This is a genomic window from Microbacterium sp. GQ128 (assembly GCF_059758615.1).
The window spans coordinates 516,240-532,988 of record NZ_JCAXDY010000002.1; the positions used below are offsets into that span (position 1 = coordinate 516,240).

19 protein-coding genes are annotated in these 16,749 nt (G+C 68.8%); 13 read left to right on the forward strand and 6 right to left on the reverse strand.

Annotated features, from left to right (window positions below; all coding sequences use genetic code 11):
* Positions 1–66 precede the first annotated feature (66 nt).
* Together AC6CHX_RS08500 and AC6CHX_RS08505 are read left to right on the forward strand one after the other, a co-directional pair.
* Positions 67–450, forward strand: a complete 384-nt coding sequence (locus AC6CHX_RS08500; protein WP_498272446.1) for a DoxX family protein — start codon at positions 67–69, stop codon at positions 448–450.
* 39 nt (positions 451–489) lie between these two features.
* Positions 490–1,923 carry an MDR family MFS transporter gene (locus AC6CHX_RS08505; RefSeq protein ID WP_498272447.1) on the forward strand — a complete coding sequence of 478 codons (1,434 nt, stop codon included), beginning with the start codon at positions 490–492 and terminating at the stop codon, positions 1,921–1,923.
* 166 nt (positions 1,924–2,089) lie between these two features.
* Here AC6CHX_RS08505 and purB read toward each other — a convergent pair whose 3' ends face one another.
* Both purB and AC6CHX_RS08515 read right to left on the reverse strand, forming a co-directional pair.
* Positions 2,090–3,472, reverse strand: a complete 1,383-nt coding sequence (gene purB / locus AC6CHX_RS08510; protein ID WP_498272731.1) for an adenylosuccinate lyase — start codon at positions 3,470–3,472, stop codon at positions 2,090–2,092.
* Positions 3,469–3,945, reverse strand: a complete 477-nt coding sequence (locus AC6CHX_RS08515) for a low molecular weight protein-tyrosine-phosphatase (protein WP_498272732.1) — start codon at positions 3,943–3,945, stop codon at positions 3,469–3,471. Before AC6CHX_RS08515 ends, purB begins: the two co-directional genes overlap by 4 nt.
* A 209-nt stretch (positions 3,946–4,154) precedes the next feature.
* Here AC6CHX_RS08515 and AC6CHX_RS08520 point away from each other — a divergent pair, with 209 nt between their 5' ends.
* Genes AC6CHX_RS08520 through vapC form a run of 4 tightly spaced genes read left to right on the forward strand, consistent with a single transcriptional unit; the run spans position 4,155 to position 6,359 of the window.
* Positions 4,155–4,418, forward strand: a complete 264-nt coding sequence (locus tag AC6CHX_RS08520; protein WP_498272448.1) for a hypothetical protein — start codon at positions 4,155–4,157, stop codon at positions 4,416–4,418.
* On the forward strand, positions 4,415–5,704 hold the full coding sequence (locus tag AC6CHX_RS08525; protein WP_498272449.1) for a hypothetical protein: 1,290 nt from the start codon (positions 4,415–4,417) through the stop codon (positions 5,702–5,704). Before AC6CHX_RS08520 ends, AC6CHX_RS08525 begins: the two co-directional genes overlap by 4 nt.
* A 38-nt stretch (positions 5,705–5,742) precedes the next feature.
* A complete protein-coding gene (locus AC6CHX_RS08530) occupies positions 5,743–5,961 on the forward strand; it encodes a type II toxin-antitoxin system VapB family antitoxin (protein ID WP_136041907.1) in 219 nt (72 codons plus the stop codon).
* Positions 5,958–6,359 carry a type II toxin-antitoxin system VapC family toxin gene (gene vapC, locus AC6CHX_RS08535; protein ID WP_498272450.1) on the forward strand — a complete coding sequence of 134 codons (402 nt, stop codon included), beginning with the start codon at positions 5,958–5,960 and terminating at the stop codon, positions 6,357–6,359. The genes AC6CHX_RS08530 and vapC overlap by 4 nt, the downstream gene beginning before the upstream one ends.
* Positions 6,360–6,368: 9 nt before the next feature.
* Here the strand turns inward: vapC and AC6CHX_RS08540 are convergent, their stop codons facing one another.
* The 3 genes from AC6CHX_RS08540 to AC6CHX_RS08550 are packed head-to-tail and all read right to left on the reverse strand — an operon-like array spanning position 6,369 to position 7,436.
* Complete coding sequence (locus AC6CHX_RS08540) at positions 6,369–6,773, reverse strand: phage holin family protein (RefSeq protein WP_136041909.1); 405 nt, start codon at positions 6,771–6,773, stop codon at positions 6,369–6,371.
* Positions 6,774–6,807: 34 nt separating this feature from the next.
* Positions 6,808–7,191: a type II toxin-antitoxin system death-on-curing family toxin gene (locus AC6CHX_RS08545; protein ID WP_498272451.1), complete on the reverse strand. Its 384-nt coding sequence runs from the start codon at positions 7,189–7,191 to the stop codon at positions 6,808–6,810.
* On the reverse strand, positions 7,188–7,436 hold the full coding sequence (locus AC6CHX_RS08550; protein ID WP_498272452.1) for a ribbon-helix-helix protein, CopG family: 249 nt from the start codon (positions 7,434–7,436) through the stop codon (positions 7,188–7,190). Before AC6CHX_RS08550 ends, AC6CHX_RS08545 begins: the two co-directional genes overlap by 4 nt.
* Positions 7,437–7,468: 32 nt before the next feature.
* Here AC6CHX_RS08550 and AC6CHX_RS08555 point away from each other — a divergent pair, with 32 nt between their 5' ends.
* The 4 genes from AC6CHX_RS08555 to AC6CHX_RS08570 all read left to right on the forward strand — a co-directional run bounded on the left by AC6CHX_RS08555 (position 7,469) and on the right by AC6CHX_RS08570 (position 12,127).
* Positions 7,469–8,536: a histidinol-phosphate transaminase gene (locus AC6CHX_RS08555; RefSeq protein ID WP_498272453.1), complete on the forward strand. Its 1,068-nt coding sequence runs from the start codon at positions 7,469–7,471 to the stop codon at positions 8,534–8,536.
* A 105-nt stretch (positions 8,537–8,641) separates the two neighbouring features.
* Positions 8,642–9,769 (forward strand): thiamine pyrophosphate-dependent dehydrogenase E1 component subunit alpha, encoded by a 1,128-nt coding sequence (locus tag AC6CHX_RS08560; protein WP_498272454.1) that lies wholly within the window; start codon positions 8,642–8,644, stop codon positions 9,767–9,769.
* Positions 9,766–10,746, forward strand: a complete 981-nt coding sequence (locus tag AC6CHX_RS08565; protein ID WP_498272455.1) for an alpha-ketoacid dehydrogenase subunit beta — start codon at positions 9,766–9,768, stop codon at positions 10,744–10,746. The genes AC6CHX_RS08560 and AC6CHX_RS08565 overlap by 4 nt, the downstream gene beginning before the upstream one ends.
* A 28-nt stretch (positions 10,747–10,774) precedes the next feature.
* A complete protein-coding gene (locus tag AC6CHX_RS08570; protein ID WP_452326357.1) occupies positions 10,775–12,127 on the forward strand; it encodes a dihydrolipoamide acetyltransferase family protein in 1,353 nt (450 codons plus the stop codon).
* 139 nt (positions 12,128–12,266) lie between these two features.
* Here the strand turns inward: AC6CHX_RS08570 and AC6CHX_RS08575 are convergent, their stop codons facing one another.
* Complete coding sequence (locus tag AC6CHX_RS08575) at positions 12,267–13,487, reverse strand: ROK family protein (protein ID WP_498272456.1); 1,221 nt, start codon at positions 13,485–13,487, stop codon at positions 12,267–12,269.
* A gap of 101 nt (positions 13,488–13,588) precedes the next feature.
* On the opposite strand from AC6CHX_RS08575, the gene AC6CHX_RS08580 reads away from it, so the two are divergent.
* The 3 genes from AC6CHX_RS08580 to AC6CHX_RS08590 are packed head-to-tail and all read left to right on the forward strand — an operon-like array spanning position 13,589 to position 16,739.
* The gene (locus AC6CHX_RS08580; RefSeq protein WP_498272457.1) at positions 13,589–14,932 is read left to right on the forward strand and encodes an ABC transporter substrate-binding protein; all 1,344 of its coding nucleotides are present in this window, start codon (positions 13,589–13,591) and stop codon (positions 14,930–14,932) included.
* On the forward strand, positions 14,929–15,861 hold the full coding sequence (locus tag AC6CHX_RS08585) for a carbohydrate ABC transporter permease (RefSeq protein ID WP_205820304.1): 933 nt from the start codon (positions 14,929–14,931) through the stop codon (positions 15,859–15,861). Before AC6CHX_RS08580 ends, AC6CHX_RS08585 begins: the two co-directional genes overlap by 4 nt.
* Positions 15,861–16,739, forward strand: a complete 879-nt coding sequence (locus tag AC6CHX_RS08590) for a carbohydrate ABC transporter permease (RefSeq protein WP_498272458.1) — start codon at positions 15,861–15,863, stop codon at positions 16,737–16,739. Before AC6CHX_RS08585 ends, AC6CHX_RS08590 begins: the two co-directional genes overlap by 1 nt.
* Positions 16,740–16,749: the final 10 nt, after the last annotated feature.

The window sequence follows — 16,749 nt, forward strand, 5'->3', positions numbered from 1 at the left end:
GCTCGTCCATCCGTCATCACTGTGACGAGCCCGCCCGGGCAAACGTAACGACGAAAGGACGCGATCGTGAACATCGCATTGTCGATCATCACCGGGGTGCTGGCAGTCGCCTTCGCGAGCGGTGCGGCCGGACAGCTGCTGCTCCCGAAGGAACGGTACCGCTCTCTCGGCCCGAGCCAGCACTGGGTAGACGATTTCAGCGCGGGGAAGATCAAGGTGATCGGCACGATCAAGCTGATCGGCGTCATCGGTCTGGTCGTCCCGCCTCTCGTCGGTGTGGCCCCGTTCCTGTCGCCGCTCGCGGCATGCGGTCTCATGCTGCTGATGTCCGGAGCGGCCACGACGCGATTCCGACGGAGTGAGTGGGGGTACATGGTCGGCGACGTGACCTTCCTCCTGGCCTTCGCGTTCGTCGCCTGGGGGAGGTTCGTCCTGGTTCCGTTCGGCTGAGTCCGGAATAGTCCCGGCGCCACGGGGCTTGTCCCTGAAGTGACTGCCTCCGTCGACCGCGCCTCCATCGGACTCCGGTCGCCGCGAGGGCCCATCCTCGGTGCGCTGATGCTCGCGACCGGGCTGATCGCGATCGACGCCACGATCCTCGCGACCGCGGTACCCAGCGTCGTCCGCGATCTCGGCAGCTATCAGCAATTCCCGTGGCTCTTCTCGGTGTATCTGCTGGCGCAGGCCGTGAGCGTCCCCATCTACTCGCGGTTCGCCGACACGGTCGGCCGCAAACCGATCATCCTGCTCGGCATCGCGCTGTTCCTGCTCGGGTCGATCCTCTGCGGCTTCGCGTGGAGCATGCCCGCGCTGATCGTGTTCCGCATCATCCAGGGTCTCGGCGCGGGCGCGGTCGCACCGATGGCCATGACGATCGTCGGTGACATCTACACGGTCGCCGAGCGCGCCAAGGTGCAGGGTTACATCGCGAGCGTGTGGGCGATCTCGTCCGTCGTCGGACCGGCGCTCGGCGGTGTCTTCGCGCAGCTCGACGCGTGGCGCTGGATCTTCTGGGTCAACATCCCGCTGTGCCTGATCGCGGCCTGGATGCTGCAGCTCAAGTACAAGGAGCAGAGGCAGACCGAGCGCCACCGGATCGACTACGCGGGAGCCGTGCTGCTCACCGTCGGGTTGACCGGTCTGATCCTCGGGATGCTGGAGGGCGGCAACGCCTGGGCGTGGATCTCCGTGCAGAGCGCGCTGTGCTTCGGGATCGGCATCGTGGCGCTCACGCTGTTCGCGATGGTCGAGCGCCGCGTCGCCGAGCCCATCGTCGACCTCCGCCTCGCGGCCAGACCGCTGATCCTGACCACGACCCTCGTCTCGCTCGGGGTGGGGGCGCTCATGATCGGCGTCACGAGCTTCGCGCCCGCCTACCTCGAGGGCTCACTGGGCATCGCGCCGCTGCTGTCGGGCCTCGCGGTCGCGGCGTTGACGCTCGGGTGGCCGATCGCCGCAGCCAACGTCGGACGCCTGTATCTGCGCATCGGGTTCCGCCGCACCACTCTGATCGGGATGAGCATCGCCTCGGTCGCCGCGATCGTCCTCGCGTCGGTGTCGTCGTGGCCGAACCCCTGGGTGCTGTCGCTCATCGCGTTCGTCCTCGGGTTCGGACTGGGGTGGAGCGCCGCGCCGACCCTGATCGCGGCCCAGTCCTCGGTGGGCTGGGGCGAGCGCGGAGCCGTGACCGGCATGAACGCGTTCGCGCGGTCAGCGGGCAGCGCCGTGGGAGTCGCGGTGTTCGGGGCGATCTCGAACGCGGCCATCGCCCAGGGCGCCGGGCCAGACGATCCGGACACGATCATCCACGCGTCGGTCTGGGTGTTCGTCGCGGTCGCCGTGACCGCCCTGCTCACCCTGCTCGCCGCCGCGTTCATGCCGAGGGACAAGGTCGAGGACCACTCCGGAGAGCCCGCGCCCTAGCCCCTGCTCATCCTGCCCATCCCGCGCCCGTCCCATGCCGCGGTCGCCGAGTGTACGGGTTCGTGTCGAGCGCACGGGGAGTTCGCGTGAATACGCCGTCCGCTCGGCAACAACCCGTGCGCTCGGCGGCCCTGTGCGATGCGGGAGAGGGAGGGGGAGAGCGGGGCTAGCGGGCGAGGCGCTCGGCGATACCGGTGTACGTGGCGGGGGTCAGCGCGAGGAGGCGCTGCTTGGCGGCATCGCCGATCTCGAGACCCTGCACGAACTCCGCGAGGTCTGCGGCGCCCACCCGGTGACCGCGCGTGAGCTCCTTGAGCAGCGCGTACGGGTCGGTGATCGTGGACCGACCGGCGACGACCTCGGCCCGGATCACGGTCTGGATCGCCTCGGCGAGAACCTCCCAGTTCACGTCGAGGTCGGCCAGCAGCACGTCACGCGAGAGCGAGATGGCGTTCAGGCCGCGGCGCAGGTTGTCGAGCGCGAGCAGCGAGTGCCCGAACGCCACGCCGATGTTGCGCTGCGTGGTCGAGTCGGTGAGGTCGCGCTGCAGGCGGCTGGTGACGAGGGTCTGACCGAGCGAGGCGAGCAGGGCGCCCGAGATCTCGAGGTTGGCCTCGGCGTTCTCGAAGCGGATCGGGTTGATCTTGTGCGGCATCGTCGACGAACCGGTGGCGCCGGCGACCGGGATCTGCGCGAAGTAGCCGAGCGAGATGTAGGTCCAGATGTCGGTCGCGAGGTTGTGCAGGATGCCGCCGGCGTGACGCACGCGGTCGTAGAGCTCGACCTGCCAGTCGTGCGACTCGATCTGGGTGGTGAGGATGTTGAAGCCGAGTCCGAGGCCTTCGATGTACTCGCGGGCGATGGTCGGCCAGTCGGCATCCGGGTCGGCGGCGAGGTGCGCCGACCAGGTACCGGTCGCGCCCGAGAACTTCGCGAGGTAGTCGGATGCGGAGATCTGGCCGCGCACGCGCTCCAGGCGCCAGGCGAAGACCGCGAGCTCCTTGCCCATGGTCGAGGGCGTCGCGGGCTGGCCGTGCGTGCGGGAGAGCATCGCGGCGTCGGCGTGCTCGACCGCGAGTTCGCGCAGCTTCGCGATGACGGTGTCGAGGGCCGGCAGCCAGACCTCCTCCACGGCGCGCTTCACGGTGAGCGCGTAGGAGGCGGAGTTGATGTCCTCGCTGGTGGCGGCGAAGTGCGTGAGTTCGGCGATGCCGTCGAGCCCGAGCGTCGAGAGCCGATCGCGCACGAGGTATTCGATGGCCTTCACATCGTGCTGGGTGACGGCTTCCTTCTCGGCGAGCCAGTCGATCTCGTCCTGCCCGAAGTCGCGGTACAGCGCACGCAGGCGCTCCTTGTCGGCATCCGACAGGGGGCTCGTCTCGAACAGCGAGCGGTCGGTGAGGGCGATCAGCCACTCCACCTCGACCTCGACCCGTGCGCGGTTGAGCCCTGCCTCGGAGAGGAAGTCGGCGAGACCGGTGACGGCGCCGCGGTAGCGACCGTCGAGGGGGCTCAGGGGCTGCGGCGGGAGCGAAGGCTGGAAAGTCAGGGGAGTCCTCCTGATGGGGCCCCGAAGGTTCGGGGCGAGCGGGGGAGACGAAGAGCAGGTTCGAGCTGGCGGAACAGGCCCTGAGTCGCGGCCTCAATCATACCGAGCACCGAATCGAACATCGCCGCCCCCGCGTAGTACGGGTCGGGGACGTCGTGCGTGGAGGCGTTCGGATCGAACGCCAAGAGGAGCGTGACCTTGCCCTCCTCGTCCTCGTCGTGCGCCCACTCCCGCAGGATGCGCTCGTGGGTGCGGTCGAGGGCGACCACGAGGTCGTTGTCGGCGAAGGCCGCGGCGGTGAACTGGCGGGCCCGATGCCGCGAGCCGTCGTAGCCGCGCCGGGCGAGGGAGTCGATCGTGCGGTCGTCGGCGCGCTCGCCCAGATGCCAGTCGCCGGTGCCGGCGCTGCGCGAGACGATGCGAGAGCCGAGTCCCTGCCGCTCCGCGAGGTCGCGGAAGACGACCTCGGCCATGGGAGAGCGGCAGATGTTCCCCGTGCAGACGAAGATCACGCGGAAGGGATCCGGGGATGTCACACATACATTCTGCCCGCCTCCGCCGATCGTGCACAGCGGAAGTGGTCAGGCGCGCTTCCTCTGCACACTGAAATCCGGCTTTCCTCTCTCCACCGACCGCGGGAATCCGGCCGGTCGCGGTCCCGCCGAACGCCGAGGCTGAGCGCATGTACTCCCTCGCGCACAATCACGCCATCGCCTCCGACGCCAGCTGGGTCTGGATGCTGACCAGTTCCGAGATCGGCACGGCGATCTCGGAACTCGAAGACGTCGGAGCCGTGCTGGTGTCGCTCGTCGATGCGTCGGATTGGCAGTCCGAGGGGTTCCGCGCCCTGCATGAGCGGCTGGCGCGACTGCGCGAAGACTGCGGCGCCGAGATCGGGCATCTTCAGGTGCGTCAGTGGGAGCTGAACGCCGGAGGAGCGGAATGAGCGGGGTGGAGATCGAGCACGGCGGGGTGATCGCCGTCGACACCGAGCAGCTGCGCGATGTCGGGCGCCGGATGCGGGCGGTGGCGATGCAGTGCGAGGAGGCTCGGGCCGCGATCGTCCGCGCCGGCGCGCTGCTGGCCACTGAAACCGAGGTCGCCCCGCAGGTCGATATCGGCGCGTTGCATCGCACCGGGGAAGGCGTCGGCGTGCTGCGGGCGGAGCTGGAGGACGCCTGTGCGGGCACGCTCCTGATGGCGGACGCGTTCGAGGTGGTGGAGCTCCGCGCGCAGGCCGACGCCCTCGCTCTCGCGGACGATGCAGCTGCGAAGACGATCCAGGCGCGAATCGATCGGCTCATCGACGGCGACGCGCGCGTCGGAGTGATGGCCGATTGGCTGGTGGCCGACTGGGTGGGGCGCCGCCACGGAGGTCTGCCCGAGCCGATGGGAGTCTTCGGGATGCTGCCGTCGCTGCTCCTGGCCGGCGGGTTCGCCGGCATCACCTCCTTGCTCGGGAAGGTGCCCGCCGGGACCGTCCTGAAGGGGGTGGCCGACCCCGTGCGCGTGACGCCCACCGCCAGGTCGACCCCGGCCGGTGCGCCCAAGGGAGTGGCCGGCGCGCTCACGCGCATGCCGTCGACGAGTGCGCAGGTGGCGGTCGAGAAGTACACGATGGCCGACGGCGCGACCCGGTATGTGACCTACGTCAAAGGCACGCAGAACTCCGTGCCGTGGAAGGCCGGCGAGGAGGATCCGTGGGACATGAAGTCGAACCTGGAGCTCTATCAGGGGCAGCGGTCGGCGTCGTATCAGGCGACCGTCGACGCCCTGGCCGCCGCGGGCGCAGAGCCCGGAGATCGGGTGGATGTGGTCGGGTACTCGCAGGGCGGGATGATCGCGGCGCACCTCGCGATGGAGAGCGACTACGACGTGGCGATGCAGCTGACCGCGGGGAGCCCGCAGGAGTCGTCGCTCGACGACGGCCAGACTCTCATCCAGCTCTCGCACTCGGACGACGTCGTCGCCAGGCTCGCCGCGGGAGGATCGGCCGAGGGAACCGGATCGCCCGACAGCTTCACCGCGTCACGGGAGGTCGACCCGCAGGACGGCCTGTACGACCTGTCGCTGCAGCCGCACGCGCTCGAGGCCTACATCGAGACCGCGCAGCTGGTGGACGCCTCCTCCGATCCGCGTGCCGAGGCCCTGGACGCCTACTGGCGGGAGCTCGGCGATGCCGTCGAGATCGAACGCACCGAGTTCCATGCCGAGCGGGTGCGCGAGCCATGACCCTGGGTGGTGGTGTATCGGAGGTGTATCGTGCGTGTATGGCTCGCACGAACATCGACATCGACGACGATCTCGTCCGTGAGGTCATGCGCAGATACGACCTCTCCACCAAGAAGGAGGCGGTCGATCTCGCGCTCCGCAGGCTGGTCGGCGTGCCCCTGACGAAGGACTTCCTCCTCGGGCTGAAAGGCACGGGATGGAGCGGAGACCTCGACGCGATGCGCGACGATCCGCCGTCCCCGTGGGGCGACGCGTGATCCTCGTCGATTCCTCCGCGTGGATCGCCTACCTTCGTGGCCTCGACGTGCCGGTCGTCGAGCGACTCGACGCCCTGATCGGCGCGGGCGCGGACATCGCGATCACCGAGCCGGTGATCATGGAACTGCTTGCCGGGGCGCGGCGACCGCCGGAGCTCGCGAGGGTGGAGGCGCTCGCGAACGGGCTGCCGCTCGCGCCGCTGCGCGCGGTCACCGACTTCCGAGATGCGGCAGAGCTCTACCGAGCCTCGGCGGCGAACGGGCGCCCTATCCGCAGCATGGTCGACTGCCTGATCGCCGCCGTCGCGATACGCCGCGACATCCCGCTCCTGCACGCTGACAGGGACTTCGAGTTCCTCGCCGAGATCAGTCCGCTCCGACTCGACGTCGAGGCGTAGTCGCCGGGCTCAGTCGCGGCGCGAGCGATTCTTCTGCGGGCGGAGGATGAAGCCGAAGATGCCGTTGATCACCGAGATGATGAGCGCAGCGAGCACGCCCCACCAGAAGTCGCCGACCGTGAGACCCCAGCCGAAGCCGCTCGTGATCCAGGCGGTCAGCCACAGCAGGAACCCGTTGATCAGGAATCCGATCAGGCCGAACGTGATGATGTAGAGCGGGAACGCGACGATCTTCACGACCGTGCCGATGATCGTGTTGACGATGGCGAAGATCGCGGCCACCGCCAGCAGCGTCAGGACGACCTGCAGGGTCTCGCCGGGCGGGAACGCCCTGATCGTGACCTGGAGGGCGGGGATCAGTGTGACGACCCAGATGGCGAACGCGTTGACGACGACACGGATGATGAAGCGCATAGTCCGACCAGTGTCGCACGGACGCCGGGAGGTGTCAGCCTGCGGTGTCGCTCACGGGAATTCGGTTCGCGCGGATGCGCTGCTCCGACTCGTCGAGATCGATCGTGCCGGAGGCGATGCTGATGACCAGATCGAATGCGTCATCTGTCGTGAAGCGGTGCTTCCATCCGTTGATCCACAGAAACGCCACGAAGCTCGTCCACGCTGTCCGCTTGTTGCCGTCGAACAGCGGGTGGTTGCGTGCGAGAGATTCGAGGAGTGCTGCGGCCTTTCGATCGATCGTTTCGTAGGCGTCGTCGCCGAACAGTGAAGCCGCGGGTCTCGCGAGGGCCGAAGCGAGCAGGCCTGCATCCCGAACGTGAAATCCGAGCCTTTCGACGATCTGGAGACCGTCTTCCAGGGTGAGGTACTCGGTCATGCGTCTTCGAGGCGCTCGAGCAGGGCTTTGTCATTGTCGAGCACGAAGTCAACGGCGGAATCCACTAGAGCCGAGCGGCTCGTGTCATTCGCGAACCGCGTCGCCGCCTCGATGATCACCGCGTGCTTCGACATGTGCCGCGCACGCGCGATCGCCTCGAGCTGTGCATCGAGTTCTGCCGGAAGCCGTACCGTCATCGCCATACCAAAATGGTACCACCGCCGATGTCGCGTGAACAGGGCCATCCCCGCCTCCGCCCCCCTCGTAGACTCGACCCGTGACCGAGCCGATCCTGCCCCGTATCCGACCCGCCATCGCCGCCCTCGCGCCGTACCGGCAAGGCAAGCAGGCAGGACCCGACGCGTTCAAGCTCTCCAGCAACGAGAACCCGTTCGACCCGCTGCCGTCGGTGCTCGAAGCTCTGCAGAGCACCACGCCGATCAACCGCTACCCCGACGCCACCGCCGGCCGTCTGCGCGAGCGCCTCGGTGCGCGCTACGGCGTCGACCCCGAGCAGGTGCACGTCGCCTCCGGCAGCGTCTCGATCCTGCACCAGCTGATCCTCGCGACCGCGTCCGTCGGCGATGAGGTCATCTACGCCTGGCGCTCCTTCGAGGCATACCCGAGCCTGCCGCTCGTCGCCGGCGCGACCGGGGTGCAAGTACCGCTCACCGCCGATTCCCGCCACGACCTCGACGCGATGGCGGATGCCGTCACCGAGCGCACCCGCGCGATCATCCTCTGCACCCCGAACAACCCGACCGGGCCGATCATCACCTCGGCGGAGTTCGCTGCCTTCGTCGAGCGCGTCCCGAGCGACATCCTGATCATCCTGGACGAGGCGTACGCCGAGTTCGTGACGGCGCCGGATGCCATCGACGGCCTCGCCGAGCGCGTGTTCGAGCAGCACCCGAACGTGGTGGTGCTGCGCACCTTCTCGAAGGCCTACGGTCTCGCCGGCCTCCGAGTCGGGTACGCGATCGGCCACGAGAAGGTCCTGGATGCCGCGCGCACCACGGGCATCCCGCTCTCGGTCACGTCCGCCGCCGAGAACGCCGCCATCGCGAGCCTCGACGCCGAGCCCGAACTCCTCGAGCGGGTGGCCGTCATCGTCGAGCGGCGCGGCCGTCTGGTGGAGGGGCTTCGCGCGCAGGGCTGGGACGTCCCGGACTCCCAGTCGAACTTCGTGTGGCTGCCGACCGGCGAGCGCACCGACGAGGTGGCTGCTGCCTTCGTCGGGAACGACCTCATCGTGCGTCCGTTCTCGGGCGACGGCATCCGCATCTCCGTCGGCGAGGAAGCCTCCCTCGACCGCGTGCTCGAGGTCGCCGCCTCGGTTCGCTGATCCGCGCTCGCCGCGGCTTTCCGCGGTTTTCTCCGGCTTCCGGGCAGTTACAAGGGGCCCCTAGGTATGCGTGACCGGGCATGCCGACGCGGGTAGCGTGAGAGCGTGACCACCCCCGAGACCCCCCTTGTGAGCGTTCTGGATGAGACCGGACGGTTCGCGCCGTCCGCCGCCGCCGAGCGATATCTTCCCCTGATCGAGGCGATCGGCGATGCGGAGCTCGAGCAGTTCTACCGCGACATGGTCGTCATCCGCGCGATCGACACCCAGGCCACGAACCTGCAGCGGCAGGGGCAGCTCGCCCTGTGGCCGCCGAGCCGTGGACAGGAGGCCGCGCAGGTCGGCTCCGGTCGTGCCGCTCGCGCGCAGGACACGATCTTCCCCTCGTACCGCGAGCACGCGGTGACCCGCATCCGCGGCGTCGACCCGGTCGACATCATCAAGCTGATGCGCGGCGTCTCGCACGGCGGATGGGACCCGACCGACCCCAAGAACGGCAACACGCGTCTCTACACGCTCGTGCTCGGATCGCAGGTGCTGCACGCCGCCGGCTACGGGATGGGGCTCGCGTTCGACGGTCGCACGGGCACCGGTGATGCGGACCGCGACGAGGCCGTGATCGTCTACTACGGCGACGGCGCGTCCAGCCAGGGCGACGTGCACGAGGCGATGGTCTTCGCCGCGAGCTACCAGGCGCCGACCGTCTTCTTCCTCCAGAACAACCACTGGGCGATCTCGGTGCCGGTGTCCACGCAGTCGCGCGTCCCGCTCGTGCAGCGCAGCGCCGGCTACGGCATCCCGAGCGTCCGGGTCGACGGCAACGACGTGCTCGCCAGCTACGCCGTCTCCCGGGTCGCGCTCGACGAGGCGCGCAGCGGCAAGGGCCCGCAGGCGATCGAGGCCGTGACCTACCGACTCGGCGCGCACACCACGAGCGACGACCCGACGAAGTACCGCGGCAGCGACGAGGAGCAGTACTGGGCCGGCCGCGATCCGATCGTCCGGATGCGCGCCTTCCTCGAGGGGCGTGGAGCATCGGAGCAGCTGTTCGCCGACGTCGAGGCCGAGGCGGCGGATGCCGCGGAGGACCTTCGCGCCCGCAGCGTCGAGCTCGGACCGCCCAGCGCCGACAAGATGTTCGACCACGTGTACAGCGAACCGCATCCGCTGATCGACCAGCAGAAGGCCTGGCACGCGCAGTACGAGGCGTCTTTCGAAGGAGAAGCCCGATGACCCTCGAGACGATGCCGCTCAGCAAGGCCCTGAACGCGGGCATGCGCAAGGCGATGGAGAACGACCCGAAGGTCCTGCTCATGGGCGAGGACATCGGCAAGCTCGGCGGCGTCTTCCGCGTGACCGAGCACCTGCAGCGGGACTTCGGCGACCGCCGGGTGCTCGACACCCCGCTCGCCGAGTCCGGGATCGTCGGCACCGCGATCGGCATGGCGATGGTCGGATACCGCCCGGTCATCGAGATCCAGTTCGACGGTTTCGTGTTCCCGGCGTTCGACCAGATCACCACGCAGCTCGCGAAGCTCACCAACCGGCACGAGGGCGCGCTCAGCATGCCGATCGTGATCCGCATCCCGTACGGCGGGCACATCGGGGCGGTCGAGCATCACCAGGAGAGCCCGGAGGCGTACTTCGCGCACACTCCCGGCCTGCGCGTGGTCTCGCCGTCGACGCCCAACGACGCCTACTGGATGATCCAAGAGGCGATCGCCTCGAACGACCCCGTGATCTTCATGGAGCCGAAGAGCCGCTACTGGCAGAAGGGCGAGGTCGAGCTCGACGCCTCCGCCGTCCCGCTGCACTCCTCCCGCGTCGTCCGCACCGGGAGCGACGTGACCCTCGTCGGGCACGGGGCCATGGTCACCACGCTGCTGCAGGCGGCCGCGCTCGCCGAGGCCGAGGGCACGAGCTGCGAGGTCGTCGACGTGCGCTCCCTCTCTCCGGTCGACTACGAGCCCATCCTCGACTCCATCCGCAAGACCGGACGCATGGTCTACGCGCAGGAGGCCCAGGGCTTCGGGAGCATCGGCGGCGAGATCGCGGCCACCGTCATGGAGCGCGCGTTCTACGCGCTCGAGGCTCCGGTGCTGCGCGTCTCCGGCTACGACACCCCGTTCCCGCCGGCGAAGCTCGAGGGCGCATATCTCCCGGATGCCGACCGCATCCTCGAAGCCGTCGACCGTTCCCTGGCCTACTGACATCCCCGCTCGGCCGAAAGGACTCGTCATGAGCACGCAGAACTTCAACCTCCCCGACGTCGGGGAGGGCCTGACCGAGGCGGAGATCGTCGCCTGGAAGGTCGCCCCCGGTGACACGGTCGCGATCAACGACGTCATCTGCGAGATCGAGACGGCCAAGTCGCTCGTCGAGCTGCCGTCGCCGCACGCGGGCGTCGTCGGCGAGCTGCTCGCCGAGGAGGGCGCGACGGTCGAGGTCGGGTCGCCGATCATCACCTTCGTGACCGATGCTCGTGACGATGCAGGGCCCGGGGTCGTCACCACGGCCGAGGCCCCCGCGCCGGAAGAGGGCGGCGGCTCGGTGCTCGTCGGGTACGGCACGGGCGGCGGTGCGACCTCGCGCCGCAAGCGTCCGGCCGAACGCCCGGTCCGCTCCTCGGTGGGCGTGATCGCCAAGCCGCCGATCCGCAAGCTCGCCCGTGACCTCGGCGTCGACCTCACCGCGGTCGCCGCGACCGGCGCCGACGGCGAGGTCACCCGCGACGACGTCGTCAAGCACGCATCCCAGGCCAGCGTCTTCCGCAACATCGAGACGCCCGAGTGGGGCGATGTCCGCGAGGAGACCGTGCCCGCGCCGCAGGCCGCTCCGGCCGGACTCGCGCGCGGTCTCACCGCGACGCGTCCCTCCGCCGCCGGTGACGACCGCACCGAGTCCATCCCGGTGAAGGGCGTGCGCAAGGCCACGTCCTCGGCCATGGTGCAGAGCGCGTACTCGGCCCCGCACGTGACGGTGTGGAAGGAGGTCGACGCCAGCCGCACGATGGAGCTCGTGAAGCGACTCAAGGCCTCGCCCGACTACGCCGACATCAAGGTGTCGCCGCTGCTCATCGTGGCCAGGGCCGTGATCTGGGCGGCCCGTCGCACGCCGATGGTGAACGCGGCCTGGATCGAGACGGACGCCGGCGCCGAGATCGCCGTGCGCCACTACGTGAACCTCGGGATCGCCGCCGCCACCCCGCGCGGCCTGCTCGTGCCGAACATCAAGGACGCGCAGGACCTGAGCATGAAGGACCTGGCGCGGGCGCTGAACCGTCTGACACTCACGGCGCGCGAGGGCAAGACGCCGCCGGCCGATCAGCAGGGCGGCACGATCACGATCACGAACATCGGCGTGTTCGGGATGGATGCCGGCACCCCGATCATCAACCCCGGCGAGGCCGGCATCGTGGCGATGGGCACCATCAGCCAGAAGCCGTGGGTCGTCGACGGCGAGGTGCGTCCGCGCTGGGTGACCACGGTCGCCGGATCCTTCGACCACCGCGTGATCGACGGCGACGGCATGAGCCGCTTCATCGCCGACGTGGCATCCGTGCTCGAGGAGCCTGCGCTGCTGGTCGAGTGAGGCGAGGCGTCGCGCCCGTCGCAGCATCCGGAACGAAGGAGATCTCGCGTTCTGAAGGACCCCATCCCAAGGATGCTCCTTCACAACGCGAGATCTCCTTCGCGTTGTGCGGGACGAGGTGCCGCGGACTGACCCTGCGCTACGCGGTCGCGCGCAGGCGTTGCTCGGCGAGGAGCGGCACGGTGCGTTCGCGGGCGGCGCGCCGCGCGGTGGCGACCGCGCCGACCGAGACGACCTCGGCGCCGAGCGTCGAGGCGAGGATCTCGGGCGCGGGGAGGTGCAGCTCTTCCGGGAGGATGCGTCGGGCGGCAGCGAGCACGGGCTCGATGCTCTCGGCCACCGCACCGCACACGACCACGCGTGCCGGGTCGTACATGCTGCCGAGCACGCCGACGATACGAGCGACCACTGCGCCCACGCGTTCGGCGACGAGCAGGGCGTCGGGGTCACCGGACGCGGCGAGAGTCAGCACGAGGCGCGGGTCGATGCGCTCCGCATCCACCAGGCGGCCGAGCGCGCCGTCGGCCGGAACTGCGCCGGAGGCCACAGCCGCTCGCGCCGCCTCCTGCAGGGAGTACGGCAGTCCGTTGGCGGAGCCGACTCCGACGATGTGGTCGAACACGACGCCCTCGCCCACGCCGCCGTGGGCCCCGTGGAGCACGTGCCCGTCGACGACGACCCCGCCGCCGTAGCGCTCGCTCGAGAGCAGGGCGACGTAGTCCCGGCATCCGATGGCCGCGCCGAGTGCTCCCTCGGCGACAGCGGCGAGCTGTGCATCGTTCTTGATCTCGACGACGGGTGCCCATGCGCCCAGCGCCTCGGCGAGGCCGGGGTTGGTGCGCTCCCAGAAGCCGTCGGGGTGCGGGGGTGAGATGCCGTCACGATCGACGGGTGCCGCGACACCCACGCACACGGCCAGCACGCGGTCGCGGGCGACTCCCGCCTCGTCGAGTGCGGCGCCGAGGGATTCGACGATCAGCGCGCGCCGTGCGGCCGCGGACTGCGTCTGGTCGGCCGCGACGCGGTGATGAACGAGGGTCCGGTCGAGCGGATCGGCCACGGTGACCGCGATGTGGGTGTCGCCGGCGTCGATGCCGACCACGACGCCGAGGTCGGGGGACAGCGCGAACCGGCGGGCGGGTCGCCCCGAGCGGTAGCTTCCGGCGACGCGGGCGTTCGGAAGCTCACGGAGAACCTCCGCGCCGACCAGGGTGTCGATCGCGTCGATCGCGGTCGAGCGGGTCAGCGAGGTGCTCGCCATGACGTCGGTGGCGGTGAACTCGCCGGCATCCCACGCGAAGCCGAGGATGGCGCCGACGCTCGCGCGCCCGGTGCCGAGTCCCGCGGAGACTTCTGTCACGCCCCTTGCCTTCCTGTCGCCCGAATGAGAGAGTACCGTTCATCAGAGTAAATTCGCTCACTAGATTTACTTTGCGGATCTACCCCATCGAAAGGACGACGGTGTCTGTTGAACGAACACGCGCGACGCGGCTCGTAGCCGCAGCCCTCGGCGCGACGCTGATCGGCACCGCCCTCGCGGGCTGCTCCGCCGACTCGGGGGCGGAGACCATCCGCTTCACCTTCAGCAAGCGCGAGGCGATCGAGTTCATGACCGCCCTCGTCGCCGACTACAACTCCTCGCAGAGCGACGTGAAGGTCGAGATCGACACTTCGGGCGTCGACGTCGTCTCCGCCAGCTTCGTGCGCGGCAACCCGCCCGACATCATGCTGGCGAACTACAACTACGAGGTCGCGAGGTTCGTGCAGCGCTGCGCACTCACCGACCTCTCCGAGACCGATGCGGCGGCGAGCATCCGCGACGACCTGCAGCCACTCATGGACCAGTACGGCTCGTGCGAGGGGCGGCAGAGCGCCCTGCCCTACTCGGTGATGGCCGCGTCCGTCATCTACAACAAAGACATCTTCGAAGAGCAGGGCCTCGAGATCCCGCAGACCTGGGATGAGCTGCTCGCCGTCTGCGACCAGCTGAAAGCCGCGGGCATCGACCCGTTCTACGGCACCTTCAAGGACGACTGGACAGTCGGTCAGGGCTGGTACGACTACACGGCGGGAGGCTCGGTCGACGTCATCGAGTTCTTCGACGCGCTCGCCGAGGAGGGCACCGCGGTCGGCCCGGATTCCGAGGTCTCGTTCGAGAAGGACTTCGCCGAGCCCATGGACCGGATGCTGCAGCTCGCGAACGACTACACGAACGCGGATGCCGCGAGCCGCGCGTACGGCGATGGGAACCTGGCCTTCGGGAAGGGCGAGGCGGCCATGTACCTGCAGGGGCCGTGGGCGTTCAGCGAGATCGCGAAGACCGCGCCCGACCTCGCTCTCGGCACCTTCCCGCTCCCGATGACCGACGACCCCGCCGACCTCGAGGTGCGGGTCAACATGGACCTCGCCGTGATGATCCCGGAGGAGTCGCAGCACCAGGAGGCCGCCCGCGACTTCCTCGAGTACCTGTACCTGCCCGAGCACATCGAGGAGTACAACGCCTCGCAGCTCGGCTTCACCCCGACGAAGGATGCTCCGGCTCCGGAAGACCCTCGAATCGAGGGGATGATCCCCTACTACGAGGAGGGGCGGATCTATCAGGGGCCCTCTGTGCTGGTGCCCAAGACCCTCCCGATCTTCAACTACGCACAGGCGATGGTGCTCGGGGCCTCCCCGGCTGGCATCCTTCGCACCATGGACGCGGACTGGGCGCGCATCGCCTTCCGCGCCCCCATCCCGTCGACCGGCGAAACCTCGTCCGGCGACGCTTCCGCACCCGGCGAGACAGAGGAGTCCGCGCCATGACCACCACGACGGCCCCGACCGACACGACCGCGATCGTCACCGGCGGTGGCGCACGCACGCTCCGTCGGCGCAGCCGCCGGGTCGAGCCCATCTACTACCTGTTCCTGCTGCCGACCCTCGTGATCTTCACCCTCGCGATCACGGTCCCGGGTGTCATCGGCATCTTCTTCAGCTTCACCGACTCGATCGGCATCGGCGCGTGGAGCTTCAACGGCTTCACGAACTACATCGCCCTGTTCAGCGATCCGGCGATCCTGCAGAGCTACCTGTTCACGTTCGGCTTCTCGATCGCCACGGTCATCGTGGTCAACGTGATCGCGTTCCTGCTCGCGGTCGGCCTCACCTCCCGCATCCGCTTCAAGACGGGGCTGCGCACGATCTTCGTGATCCCGATGGTGATCTCGGGCATCATCATCGCGTACGTCTTCAACTTCCTCTTCTCGAACTCGATCCCCGCGGCGGGCGCGGCGGCGGGCATCCCGTGGCTGGAGACGAGCCTGCTCGCCAACCCCGACCTGGCCTGGGTAGCCATCGTGATCGTCACCGCCTGGCAGGCGGTGCCCGGCACCCTGCTCATCTACATCGCGGGACTGCTGTCGGTGCCCGGCGAGGTCTACGAGGCGGCCAGCATCGACGGTGCCAGCAGGACGCAGCAGCTGACCCGCATCACGATTCCGCTGGTCGCGGGCTACGTCGTGATCAACGTGATCCTCGGGTTCAAGGGCTTCCTCAACGCCTACGACATCATCGTCGGTCTCACCAACGGCGGCCCCGGCACTTCCACCCGCAGCGTCGCGATGACGATCATCGCGGGCTTCAACGGCGGCGACTACGCCTACCAGATGGCCAACGCGACCATCTTCTTCATCGTCGCCGTGCTCATCTCCCTCCTCCAGCTGTCGCTGACGCGCGGAAGGAACGCCCTCTGATGTCGACGCAGACGATCACCACCCAGACCGCCTCCGGCAGGAAGCCGCGCACCCGCATGGAGCGCGTGAACTGGTCGGGCACGATCATCCTCATCCTGTGCGCCGTCACGGTGCTGCTGCCGCTGTACGTCACGATCTCGATGGCCTTCAAGACGACGGGGCAGGCGGTCGACGGCAATGCGTTCTCGCTTCCCGCGCCGTTCAGCATCGACGGCTTCGTGGAGGCCTGGAACCTCACGAAGTTCCCGGTCGGAGCGGGCATCTCCCTGCTGGTCACCGCCGGGACCGTGGTCGCGACGATCGTGCTCGCGGCCTTCGCGTCGTACGCGATCGTGCGCAACTGGGACCGGCGCCTGTTCCGCTACTCGTTCTTCTACCTGCTCGCGGCGATGTTCATCCCGTTCCCCGTCGTCGCCCTGCCGCAGATCCAGCTCACCGGACGTGTCGGGCTCGACAATCCGCTCGGTGTGATCATCCTGGCGACGATGTTCCAGCTCAGTTTCAGCGTGCTGCTGTTCACCGCGTTCCTGCGCTCGATCCCGATCGAGCTCGAGGAGAGCGCCCGCATCGACGGAGCCACCACGTGGCAGACGTTCTGGAGGCTGATCTTCCCGCTGCTCGCTCCGATGAGTGCGACGGTGGGCATCTTCGCCTTCCTCTACGCCTGGAACGACTTCATGATGCCGTCGCTGATCATCTCCGATCCGGCGATGCAGACCCTGCCCGTGCGGCAGAACCTGTTCCAGAACCAGTTCAGCAACAACTACAACGTGTCCTTCGCCTCGTACCTGATGGCGATGGCCCCGGCGATCCTGGCGTACCTGTTCACGCAGCGCTTCGTCATGGAGGGCGTCACACAAGGCGCAGTCAAGGGCTGAGCAGCGACAC

Bases quoted from the DNA above. Each gene is read 5' to 3' on its own strand.
- AC6CHX_RS08515 (WP_498272732.1), bottom strand. From the start codon at position 3,945: ATGGCCGAGGTCGTCTTCCGCGACCTCGCGGAGCGGCAGGGACTCGGC.
- AC6CHX_RS08520 (WP_498272448.1), top strand. From the start codon at position 4,155: ATGTACTCCCTCGCGCACAATCACGCCATCGCCTCCGACGCCAGCTGG.
- AC6CHX_RS08525 (WP_498272449.1), top strand. From the start codon at position 4,415: ATGAGCGGGGTGGAGATCGAGCACGGCGGGGTGATCGCCGTCGACACC.
- AC6CHX_RS08530 (WP_136041907.1), top strand. From the start codon at position 5,743: ATGGCTCGCACGAACATCGACATCGACGACGATCTCGTCCGTGAGGTC.
- AC6CHX_RS08540 (WP_136041909.1), bottom strand. From the start codon at position 6,773: ATGCGCTTCATCATCCGTGTCGTCGTCAACGCGTTCGCCATCTGGGTC.
- AC6CHX_RS08545 (WP_498272451.1), bottom strand. From the start codon at position 7,191: ATGACCGAGTACCTCACCCTGGAAGACGGTCTCCAGATCGTCGAAAGG.
- AC6CHX_RS08550 (WP_498272452.1), bottom strand. From the start codon at position 7,436: ATGGCCCTGTTCACGCGACATCGGCGGTGGTACCATTTTGGTATGGCG.
- AC6CHX_RS08565 (WP_498272455.1), top strand. From the start codon at position 9,766: ATGACCCTCGAGACGATGCCGCTCAGCAAGGCCCTGAACGCGGGCATG.
- AC6CHX_RS08570 (WP_452326357.1), top strand. From the start codon at position 10,775: ATGAGCACGCAGAACTTCAACCTCCCCGACGTCGGGGAGGGCCTGACC.
- AC6CHX_RS08585 (WP_205820304.1), top strand. From the start codon at position 14,929: ATGACCACCACGACGGCCCCGACCGACACGACCGCGATCGTCACCGGC.
- AC6CHX_RS08590 (WP_498272458.1), top strand. From the start codon at position 15,861: ATGTCGACGCAGACGATCACCACCCAGACCGCCTCCGGCAGGAAGCCG.